This is a genomic window from Pseudomonas sp. GP01-A4 (genome assembly GCF_058780865.1).
In genome coordinates this window covers 1-10419 of the sequence record NZ_JBYSWF010000122.1, presented here as the reverse complement: position 1 = coordinate 10419, position 10419 = coordinate 1, and the positions used below count along the sequence as shown (strand labels likewise).

Sequence of the window (10419 nt, the reverse complement as noted above, 5' to 3'; positions counted from 1 at the left end):
GTGCGGGGGCGATGAAAGTGGGGGAGAGCGGGTTGTGGGCGATGATCGAACGCAAAGTCATGGGCGTAAAAAAACCGCTTCCTGGGCGGGAAGCGGTTTTTGTCTACTGCGCCACTATCAGAACAACTTCAAGGGCGGTGCTTCTTCTTTCAACGGTTCGTTCTTCGCGGTCTGTTCGTTCCAGCCACCACCGAGGGCCTTGTACAGGTTGACCTCGCTGTTGAGCTGCGCCAGGCGGTCGGTGATCAGCGATTGCTGGGCACTGAACAGTTGGCGCTGGGCGTCGAGGAACGTCAGGTTGCTGTCGACACCAATACGGTAGCGACGCTCGGCCAGGCGGTAGTAATCCTGGTTGGCCGCGACGAAGCCACGTTGGGCGTCCAGTTGCTGCTTGTAGGTCTCACGGGCGGCGAGGCCGTCGGAGACTTCCTGGAAGCCGGTCTGGATGGCTTTCTCGTAGTTGGCGACGTTGATCTCTTTCTGGATTTTCGAGTAATCCAGGCTGGCGCGCAGGCTGCCGGCGTTGAAGATCGGGATGTTGATCTGCGGTGCAAACGACCAGGTACCCGAACCGCCCTTGAACAGGCCGCCCAGGGTCGGGCTCGCGGTGCCGGCGCTGGCGGTCAGGGTGATGCTCGGGAAGAACGCAGCGCGTGCCGCACCGATGTTGGCGTTGGCCGCCTTGAGGTTGTACTCGGCCTGCAGGATGTCGGGACGACGTTGCAGCAGGTCCGATGGCAGGCCGGCCGGTACTTCGCTCAACAGGTCATCAGCCAATGGCCGGCTGACGATGTTCGCCGGCAGGCCGGTACCCAGCAGCAGGGTCAGGTTGTTTTCGTCCTGGGCCACCTGGCGGGTATAACGCGCCAGTGCAACCCGGGCGTTTTCCACCGAGGTACGGGCCTGGCTCAGGTCCAGGGCCGAAGCCACGCCGACTTCATTGCTGCGCGAGGTCAGTTTGAAGCTCTGCTCGTACGCGCCCAGGGTGTCCTGGGTGAGCTTGAGCAGCTCCTTGTCGGCCTGCCAGGTCAGGTAGGCGTTGGCCACGCTGGCCACCAGGCTGATCTGGGTGGTGCGACGCGCTTCTTCGGTCGCGAAGTATTGTTGCAGCGCTTGTTCGCTCAGGCTGCGTACGCGGCCGAACAGGTCCAGCTCATAAGAACTGATCCCGAGGCCCGCCGAGTATTGGCTGGTGATGCCCGCTTCGCCGGTCTGCGACAGCTTGGCCGGGGTGCGCGTACGGCTGCCGCTGCCCGTGGCCGAAACCGCCGGGAACAGGTCGGCGCGCTGGATCTGGTACTGCGCGGCATACGCATCGATGTTCAGGGCCGCGACACGCAGGTCGCGGTTGTTCACCAGGGCGGTCTGGATCAGCTGTTGCAGGGCAGGGTCATGGAAAAACTGCTTCCAGCCCTGCTCGGCAGCTGCCTGGCCCGGCGCCTGGGCCGACGAATACGCCGGCCCCTGCGGGAACTGCGCGGCTACCGGCGCTTCAGGGCGCTGGTAGTCCGGGATCAGCGAGCAGCCACTGAGCACGAATGCCGTGACAGCTAAGGAAAGTAGCGACTTGCTCATTGGCCAGCCTCTTTAGGAGTTTGCTTGGGTTCAGTCTTTTTACGCTCGCCAGCGGAGGACACGGTTGCGAAGAACAGGGGTACCCAGAAGATCGCGAGGACCGTGGCGGTGATCATACCGCCAATTACGCCCGTACCGATGGCGTGCTGGCTACCTGAGCCGGCACCGGTGGAAATTGCCAGGGGCAGTACGCCGAGCATGAACGCCATGGACGTCATGATGATCGGTCGCAGACGCATGCGGGATGCCTCGATGGCCGACTCGACAATGCCTTTGCCCTGCTCGTGGAGCTCCTTGGCGAACTCCACGATCAGGATGGCGTTTTTCGCTGCCAGGCCCACCGTCACCAACAGGCCCACCTGGAAGAACACGTCGTTGGACAGTCCCCGCAGGCTGGTGGCGATCAACGCACCGATCACACCCAGCGGTACAACCAGAATCACCGCAATCGGGATCGACCAGCTTTCGTACAGTGCCGCGAGGCAGAGGAACACCACCAGCAGCGACAGGGCGTACAGCGCAGGTGCCTGGGAGCCGGACAGACGTTCTTCATACGACAGGCCGGTCCAGGAGTAACCAACGCCAGCCGGCAGGTCCTTGGCAATGCGTTCGACTTCCGCCATCGCATCACCGGTACTGTAGCCAGGTGCCGGGGTACCGAGGATTTCCATCGCCGCTACACCGTTATAGCGCGAGAGTTTCGGCGAACCGAAGATCCACTTGCCCGAAGAGATGGCCGACAGCGGCACCATCTTCCCGGACGTGCTGCGCACGTACCATTTGCTCAGGTCTTCCGGAGACATCCGGCTGGCGGCGTCACCCTGTACATACACCTTCTTCACACGACCACGGTCGATGAAGTCGTTGATGTAGCTGCCACCCAAGGCGATTGCCAGGGTCTGCTGGATGTCTGCCAGGCTGATGCCCTGGGCACTGGCCTTCTCGTCGTCAACGGTCAGCTCGTACTGCGGCTCATCGTTCACGCCGTTGGGGCGCACGCCCGCCAGGATCTTGCTTTGTGCCGCGGCACCCAGGAACTGGTTACGCGCATCCATCAGCTTCTGGTGGCCGACGCCGCCCTGGTCTTGCAGGAACACGTCGAAACCGGTGGCGTTACCCAGTTCGAGTACCGAAGGTGGCACCACGGCAAATACCATGGCGTCCTTGAAGGCCCCGAAGAAGTAACCCTGGGCACGCTTGGCAACCTCAAATACCGACTGGCTCGAGTCACGCTCGTCCCACGGCTTGAGCATCACGAACGCGAGGCCCGAGCTCTGGCCACGACCGGCGAAGTTGAAGCCGTTCACGGTAAACACCGATTTGACAGCCTTGCCTTCGCCTGGCTCGCCTTCCTTGTCGTTCAACAGGTAGGCGCGCATATCGTCGATGACTTTCTGCGTACGTTCAGCCGAAGAACCCACCGGCGTTTGTACCTGGGCAAAGATCACGCCCTGGTCTTCCTCTGGGAGGAACGCGCTTGGAATGCGGGTGAACATCCAGATCATGCCGGCAAGGATCAGGGCATAGACCACGAACGCCGGGAACTTGTGCTTGATCATGTTACCGACGCCGCGCTCGTAGCTCAGTACGCCACGGTCGAAGGTACGGTTGAACCAGCCGAAGAAGCCGCGCTTGGGTTGGCCGTGTTTTTCCGGGTCAATCGGCTTGAGCATGGTGGCGCACAAGGCCGGGGTGAAGACCAGGGCAACCAGTACCGACAGCGCCATCGCCGAAACGATAGTGATGGAGAACTGGCGGTAGATCACACCGGTGGAACCACCGAAGAACGCCATTGGCAGCAATACCGCCGACAGCACCAGGGCGATACCCACCAGGGCCCCCTGGATCTGGCCCATGGACTTGACCGTCGCCTCCTTGGGCGACAAGTGCTCCTCGGCCATTACCCGCTCGACGTTCTCCACCACAACGATGGCATCGTCCACCAGCAAGCCGATGGCCAGGATCATGCCGAACATGGTCAGGGTGTTGATGGTGAAGCCGAACGCAGCGAGGATCCCGAAGGTACCCAGCAATACCACCGGTACGGTCATGGTGGTGATGATGGTGGCGCGGAAGTTCTGCAGGAACAGGAACATCACCAGGAACACCAGCACGATCGCTTCGATCAGGGTGTGAACCACACCGGAGATCGATTCGGTCACAACCGGCGTGGTGTCATACGGCACCACAGCCTTCATGCCAGGCGGGAAGAACGGTTCGAGGGACGCAACCGTTTCGCGAATCGCCTTGGCGGTGTCCAGTGCGTTGGCACCGGCTGCCAGCTTGATCGCCATACCGGAAGCCGGCTTGCCGTTGAACTGTGCGCTGATGCTGTAGTTCTGGCCGCCCAGTTCGATACGCGAAACGTCACCCAGGCGAACCTGGGAACCGTCGGTATTGACCTTCATCAGGATATTGCCGAACGCTTCAGTGGTTTGCAGACGCGTCTTGCCGATGATGGTGGCGTTCAACTGAGTGCCGGGCAGGGCAGGCAGGCCGCCGAGTTGGCCGGTGGCCACCTGGACGTTCTGCGCCTGGATGGCGTTGCTGACATCCACTGGCGTCAGCTGGTAGTTGTTCAGCTTGGCCGGGTCGAGCCAGATACGCATGGCGTACTGGGAACCGAACACCTGGAAGTCGCCCACACCGGCGGTCCGGGAAATCGGGTCCTGGATGTTGGAAACGATGTAGTTGGAAAGGTCATCCTTGGTCATGCTGCCGTCTTCCGACACCAGACCGATCACCATCAGGAAGTTCTTCACCGACTTGGTAACGCGGATACCCTGCTGCTGTACTTCTTGTGGCAGCAGCGGGGTCGCCAGGTTGAGCTTGTTCTGTACCTGAACCTGGGCGATGTCCGGGTTGGTACCCTGGTTGAACGTCGCGGTGATGGTCATGCTGCCGTCGGAGTTACTGTCCGAGGCGACATAACGCAGGTTGTCGATACCGTTGAGCTGTTGTTCGATCACCTGCACCACGGTGTCCTGCACGGTTTGTGCAGACGCGCCCGGGTAGGTCACCTGGATATCAATGGCGGTTGGCGCGATGGCCGGGTACTGGTTGATGGGCAACTTCAGGATCGACAGTGCCCCGACCAGCATGATCACCAGGGCAATTACCCAGGCGAAAATGGGACGGTCGATAAAAAATTTCGACATGAATTACTCCCCTTGACCAGCAGCGGCAGCAGGAGCAGCAGCGGAACCGGCGGGTTTGGCGTTATCAGCGTCCTTGACCTTGACTTCGATGCCCGGCTTGATGAATTGCAGGCCTTCGGTGATCACACGGTCACCGGCGTTCAGGCCTTTTTCCACCAGCCAGTAGGCGCCGGTAGTGCGGTTGGCCACCAGTACACGTTGCTCGACCTTGTTGTCCTTGTTCACCACCAGCGCGGTCGGGATGCCCTTCAGGTCGCGGGTCACGCCTTGCTGTGGTGCCAGGATGGCCTTGCTGTTCACACCGGCTTGCAACTGCGCGTGGACGAACATGCCCGGCAGCAGGGTGTGGTCAGGGTTCGGGAACACGGCCCGCAGGGTCACGGAACCGGTGGTTTCGTCGACCGAGACTTCGGAGAATTCCAGCTTGCCTTCCACGCCGTAGGCGGTGCCGTCTTCCAGGGTCAGCTTGACCTTGGCCGCGTTTTCGCCGGCTTTTTCCAGTTGGCCGCTTTCCAGGTCGCGACGCAGTTTCAGCATCTCGGCGGAGGACTGCGTGACGTCGACGTAGATCGGGTCCAGTTGCTGGATCACTGCCATGGCGTCGGTCTGGCCGTTGCTGACCAGCGCGCCTTCGGTGACCGAAGAGCGACCGATACGCCCGGAGATCGGGGCAAACACCTTGGTGTAGCGCACGTTGATCTGGGCCGTTTGCACGTTGGCTTCAGAGGTCATGCGGTTGGACACGGCGGTGTCGTATTCCTGGCGGCTGACGGCCTGCTCATCGACCAACTGCTTGTAGCGATCGGCAATCGACTTGGTCTGGGCGAGGTTGGCCTGGGCGCTTTTCAGCGAGGCGTCATACACCGACGGATCGATCTGATAGAGCTGCTGGCCTTCCTTGACGTCGCCCCCTTCCTTGAACAGACGCTTGAGAATGATGCCGTTGACCTGAGGGCGAACCTCGGCAATGCGGTAGGCCGTGGTGCGGCCTGGCAGCTCGGATGTCAGGGTAAAGGCTTGAGGTTGAATAGTGACCACGCCGACCTGAGGGGTTTGAGCGGGCGGAGCCGCTTCTTCCTTTTTACATCCGCTGAGCAGCGATGCCAGGGCGACGGCAGTAACCAGGGCGGTAACAGCTGGCTTAAGTTGCATGAAGATCCTCGGGTCAGGCGCGCAGAGTGCGCACAAGAAGTGTGGAAGGGTAAAAAACAGGCACTGAGTGGATAAGTAGCTTGCTACGCAATATACTTACGTTCATGGTTGTTTGTAAACTCTTGACAGGCTTCGCGGAATGTTGACAAAGCAGCGTCCAAAGCCTCGATTCTAGTACGTTCGGCGCCCTTGACGGCGTCGTCCCACAATTATTCAGATGGTCGTTAGCAGCGGTTGAGTCTGCGTTACCGATCACCCCAAGTCTCCTGATTGAGGTTTTACTGCCATGGTTCGTCGTACCAAAGAGGAAGCTCAGGAAACGCGCAGCCAGATTCTTGAAGCGGCCGAGCAGGCCTTCTACGAGCGCGGGGTTGCGCGTACCACGCTGGCGGATATTGCCGCGCTGGCAGGCGTGACACGTGGTGCCATCTACTGGCATTTCAGCAACAAGGCCGACCTGGTGCAGGCGATGCTCGATACACTGCACGAGCCGCTGGATGAATTGGCCAGGGCCAGTGAGAGCGAGGACGAGGTCGATCCGCTGGGTTGCATGCGCAAGCTGCTGATTCATCTGTTCCATCAAGTGGCCCTGGACCCGAAGACCCGGCGCATCAATGAGATTTTGTTTCATAAGTGCGAATTCACCGATGAAATGTGTGATCTGCGCCGTCAGCGCCAGACCGCCAGCCTCGAATGCAACCTGCGCATCGGGCTGACCTTGCGTAACGCGGTCCATCGCGGGCAGCTTCCGGAGAATCTCGACACCGTACGTGCCGCGGTGTGCATGCACGCCTATATCGACGGAATTCTCGGCCAGTGGCTGCTGGTGCCCGACAGTTTCCAGTTGGCCCAGGACGCAGAGCGCTGGGTCGATATCGCGTTGGACATGCTGCGCTTGAGCCCTGGCCTGCGCAATTAAGACAAAATGCGTAATTGCGACCAGTTGTGTCAACAATAAACACCGGGGCTGGTCAATCAGGCTTTTCCCTGATTTTGTGGGGTGACGTTATATACGGGCTGGCGGGCGGTTGATAGGTAGTTGGCTAAGTATTTTGTAGCAATATTGTTGCAAGGCTGTGAAGGAATGTTTCCTGCGGCCCATAAAAAAGCCCCGGCTCTCGCAAGTCGGGGCTTTTTCGTTTCAGCAGATCAGAGTGCCAGGGTCGGGTAGTCGATGTAGCCGACCGGGCCTTTGGCGTAGAAAGTCTCTGGATGTGCTTCGTTCAGCGGTGCATCGGCCTTCAGGCGAGCCGGCAGGTCCGGGTTGGCGATGAACGGCACGCCGAATGCCACGGCGTCAGCCTTGCCCGAAGCCAGCCACGCGTTGGCGCTGTCCTTGGTGAAGCGTTCGTTGGCGATGTACGGGCCACCGAAGGCGGCTTTCAGTTGTGGGCCGAGGCTGTCGCCCGCTTCCTTTTCACGGGAGCAGATGAACGCGATGCCACGCTTGCCCAGCTCTTTGGCGACGTAGGTGAAGGTTTCCGACAGGTTGGCGTCGCCCATGTCGTGTGCGTCGGCGCGTGGTGCCAGGTGCACACCGACGCGACCGGCGCCCCAGACTTCAATCACGGCGTCAGTGACTTCGAGCAGCAAGCGTGCGCGGTTTTCCAGGGAGCCGCCGTAGTTGTCGGTGCGCTGGTTGGTGCTGCTTTGCAGGAACTGGTCGAGCAGGTAGCCGTTCGCACCGTGGACTTCCACGCCGTCAAAACCGGCGGCCTTGGCATTCTCGGCACCTACGCGGTAGGCGTCGACGATATCGGCGATTTCAGCGACTTCCAGGGCGCGCGGGGTAGGGTAGTCGGCCAGTGGACGCACCAGGCTGACGTGGCCCTTGGCTGCGATGGCGCTTGGGGCAACCGGTGCTTCGCCGTCCAGGTACGACTCGTGGGAGATCCGGCCCACGTGCCACAGTTGCAGGAAGATCTTGCCGCCTGCACCGTGCACGGCCTTGGTCACATTGGCCCAGCCGCGAACCTGGTCGTTGGACCAGATGCCCGGGGTATCCGGGTAACCCACGCCCATTGGCGTTACGGAGGTGGCTTCGCTGAGGATCAGCCCGGCGGAAGCGCGTTGGACATAGTACTCAGCCATCAGCGCATTGGGCACGCGACCGGCGTCGGCACGGCAGCGGGTCAGCGGCGCCATGATGATGCGGTTCGACAGTTCCAGGTCGCCCAGTTTGATCGGATCGAAAATAGTCGTCATGGGATAACACCCTTCTCTTTAGTTGATCAATTAGTCGCGGGGGCCAGGTCGGCATCGCCGGTCTGACGGAAAGTAATCAGGGTCACCAGCAGCGCGAGCACGGCCAGTGCAGCAGCGGCCAGGGGCACGCTGGTCAGGCCGAAGCCGTGGGCAATCACGCTGCCGCCCACCCAGGCGCCGAGGGCGTTGCCGATGTTGAAGGCGCCGATGTTCAAGGTGGACACCAGGTTCGGTGCGGCCTTGCCGAAGGTCACCACGTTGATCTGCAGTGCCGGTACGGCGGCAAACGAGGCGGTGGCCCAGAGAAACAGGGTGATTTCAGTCGGGATCACGGCGACGCTGGTCCAGGTCAGTACGGTGGACACCACCGCCATGCTGATGAACACGCCGATCAGGGTGGCAGCCAGGCGCTTGTCTGCCAGCTTGCCGCCAATGATGTTGCCGACGGTCAGGCCCAGGCCGATCAGCAGCAGGGTCCAGGTCACGCCCTTGGGCGAAACACCGGTGACGTCCCCCAGCAGCGGCGCGACGTAGGTGAAGAGGGTGAACATCGACGCAGCGAACAGCGCGGTCATGCTCAGCGACAGCCAGATGCCGGCGCCTTTGAGTGCTCTGAGCTCGGCGCGCATGTCGAGTTTTTCCTCGTCACGCTTGGCCGGCAGGAAGCGGATCAGACCGATCAGGGCGATCACCCCAATCACCGTCACGGCCCAGAAGGTCGAGCGCCAGCCGGCTTCCTGACCCAGCGCGGTGCCCAGCGGTACGCCGAGCACGTTGGCCAGGGTCAGGCCGGTGAACATCAGCGCCACGGCCGAAGCACGCTTGTTGGCCGGCACCAGGTTGGCGGCGACCACCGAACCGATACCGAAGAAGGCACCGTGGCACAGCGCGGTGACCACACGGGCAAACATCAGCACGTTGTAGTCACTGGCCAGGGCGCAGAGCAGGTTGCCGATGATGAAGATGCCCATCAACGCTACCAGGGCGGCCTTGCGCGGCAGCTTGGCGGTGGCCAGTGCCATGAAGGGGGCACCGATGGCCACGCCCAGGGCGTAGCCGGTCACCAGCCAGCCGGCGCCGGGAATCGATACACCGAGGTCGGCCGCCACATCGGGCAACAGGCCCATGATGACGAACTCGGTGGTACCGATGGCGAAGGCGCTTAAGGCCAGGATGAGTAGCGAGAGAGGCATTGATGGGTCCTTGTTACAGCGGTGCGCTGAGTTCTTCGGTGAGCGCTTTGAGGAAGGCTTGGATCACGTCCTCATTGCGTTTGAAAAAGTGCCATTGGCCGGCCTTCTGGCTGCTGATCAGCCCCGCCCGTTGCAGGTTCGCCAGGTGCGCCGACACGGTGGACTGAGACAGCCCGCAGCGCTGGTCGATCTGCCCGGCGCAAATGCCGTATTCGTGGTTGTGCAGCTGCTCGGGGAATTGCATTTTCGGGTCTTTCAGCCAGTTGAGGATGTCTCGCCGTACTGGGTGCGCCAGGGCTTTTATTATTTCGTCGAGGTCGATGGACATGGCAGTGATGCTCGGTTTTGTAAAACGTTATATCGCGATGAGGCGAACTTTAAATCGTTGCATCCCGATATACCAATATGAATTTGGTCTTAAACCAGATTGAATCGGTATATCGGGTTATAACGATACGTTGACGGCAGTGCTAGACTGCGCGCCATGAATTATCTCGCACATCTGCACCTCGGCGGCCAACTTCCTGCTCAATTGCTTGGCAGCCTGTATGGCGACTTTGTTAAAGGTCGCCTGCAAGGCCAGTTCAGCCCGCAAATCGAGTCGGCGATTCAGTTGCATCGCTCAATCGATCGCTACACCGACAGTCATCCGCTGATCGGGCAGGCGCTGTCGCGCTTCACCCTGACCCGGCGCCGCTATGCCGGGATTGTCCTCGATGTGTTTTTCGACCACTGCCTGGCGCGGGACTGGGCGTTATATGCCGATCAGCCGCTGGAGCGATTTACCTCTGAGGTTTACCGGGTGCTCGCCGAAGAACCGGCATTGCCGGGGCGGCTGGCGCAGATTGCGCCGTACATGGCGGCGGATGACTGGCTGGGTTCGTACCGCGAATTTGCGGTGATGGAACAGGTACTTCGAGGAATTGGCCGACGCCTGACACGGCCCGAAGAACTGGGCCATGCCATGCAGGAATTACGAGCGCTGTACGAGCCGTTGAGCGAGGACTTTCGGGTGTTTTACCCAGAATTGCAGCGGTTCTCAAATAGCCAGTTGGCAATACAACTATAAATGTGGGAGCGGGCTTGCTCGCGAAAGCGGTGGGTCAGCTAATGAATCTGCTGACTGATGCACCGCC

At 60.8% G+C, this 10419-nt stretch carries 8 protein-coding genes; 2 read left to right on the top strand and 6 right to left on the bottom strand.

What is annotated here, in order from left to right; all coding sequences use genetic code 11:
* Positions 1-117: 117 nt before the first annotated feature.
* The 3 genes from adeC to AC3WKX_RS33470 are packed head-to-tail and all read right to left on the bottom strand — an operon-like array spanning position 118 to position 5885.
* Complete coding sequence (adeC, locus tag AC3WKX_RS33480) at positions 118-1575, bottom strand: AdeC/AdeK/OprM family multidrug efflux complex outer membrane factor (RefSeq protein WP_003219806.1); 1458 nt, start codon at positions 1573-1575, stop codon at positions 118-120.
* The gene (locus AC3WKX_RS33475; RefSeq protein ID WP_003219803.1) at positions 1572-4733 is read right to left on the bottom strand and encodes an efflux RND transporter permease subunit; all 3162 of its coding nucleotides are present in this window, start codon (positions 4731-4733) and stop codon (positions 1572-1574) included. The genes adeC and AC3WKX_RS33475 overlap by 4 nt, the downstream gene beginning before the upstream one ends.
* A gap of 3 nt (positions 4734-4736) precedes the next feature.
* Positions 4737-5885 (bottom strand): efflux RND transporter periplasmic adaptor subunit, encoded by a 1149-nt coding sequence (locus tag AC3WKX_RS33470; protein WP_003219800.1) that lies wholly within the window; start codon positions 5883-5885, stop codon positions 4737-4739.
* A 286-nt stretch (positions 5886-6171) separates the two neighbouring features.
* Here AC3WKX_RS33470 and AC3WKX_RS33465 point away from each other — a divergent pair, with 286 nt between their 5' ends.
* Positions 6172-6804 (top strand): TetR family transcriptional regulator, encoded by a 633-nt coding sequence (locus AC3WKX_RS33465; RefSeq protein WP_003219798.1) that lies wholly within the window; start codon positions 6172-6174, stop codon positions 6802-6804.
* Between the two features lie 230 nt (positions 6805-7034).
* Here the strand turns inward: AC3WKX_RS33465 and AC3WKX_RS33460 are convergent, their stop codons facing one another.
* From AC3WKX_RS33460 to AC3WKX_RS33450, 3 genes are read right to left on the bottom strand one after another with little or no spacing between them, the layout of a single operon-like run.
* Positions 7035-8090, bottom strand: coding sequence for an alkene reductase (locus AC3WKX_RS33460; protein WP_003219797.1), 1056 nt, complete (start codon positions 8088-8090; stop codon positions 7035-7037).
* A gap of 26 nt (positions 8091-8116) precedes the next feature.
* A complete protein-coding gene (locus AC3WKX_RS33455) occupies positions 8117-9283 on the bottom strand; it encodes an MFS transporter (RefSeq protein ID WP_003219795.1) in 1167 nt (388 codons plus the stop codon).
* Positions 9284-9296: 13 nt separating this feature from the next.
* Positions 9297-9611, bottom strand: a complete 315-nt coding sequence (locus AC3WKX_RS33450) for an ArsR/SmtB family transcription factor (protein WP_102606439.1) — start codon at positions 9609-9611, stop codon at positions 9297-9299.
* Between the two features lie 156 nt (positions 9612-9767).
* On the opposite strand from AC3WKX_RS33450, the gene AC3WKX_RS33445 reads away from it, so the two are divergent.
* Positions 9768-10352 carry an acyl carrier protein phosphodiesterase gene (locus AC3WKX_RS33445; RefSeq protein ID WP_003219791.1) on the top strand — a complete coding sequence of 195 codons (585 nt, stop codon included), beginning with the start codon at positions 9768-9770 and terminating at the stop codon, positions 10350-10352.
* The last annotated feature ends 67 nt before the right edge of the window (positions 10353-10419 follow it).

Bases quoted from the DNA above. Each gene is read 5' to 3' on its own strand.
- adeC (WP_003219806.1), bottom strand. From the start codon at position 1,575: ATGAGCAAGTCGCTACTTTCCTTAGCTGTCACGGCATTCGTGCTCAGT.
- AC3WKX_RS33475 (WP_003219803.1), bottom strand. From the start codon at position 4,733: ATGTCGAAATTTTTTATCGACCGTCCCATTTTCGCCTGGGTAATTGCC.
- AC3WKX_RS33470 (WP_003219800.1), bottom strand. From the start codon at position 5,885: ATGCAACTTAAGCCAGCTGTTACCGCCCTGGTTACTGCCGTCGCCCTG.
- AC3WKX_RS33465 (WP_003219798.1), top strand. From the start codon at position 6,172: ATGGTTCGTCGTACCAAAGAGGAAGCTCAGGAAACGCGCAGCCAGATT.
- AC3WKX_RS33460 (WP_003219797.1), bottom strand. From the start codon at position 8,090: ATGACGACTATTTTCGATCCGATCAAACTGGGCGACCTGGAACTGTCG.
- AC3WKX_RS33455 (WP_003219795.1), bottom strand. From the start codon at position 9,283: ATGCCTCTCTCGCTACTCATCCTGGCCTTAAGCGCCTTCGCCATCGGT.
- AC3WKX_RS33450 (WP_102606439.1), bottom strand. From the start codon at position 9,611: ATGTCCATCGACCTCGACGAAATAATAAAAGCCCTGGCGCACCCAGTA.
- AC3WKX_RS33445 (WP_003219791.1), top strand. From the start codon at position 9,768: ATGAATTATCTCGCACATCTGCACCTCGGCGGCCAACTTCCTGCTCAA.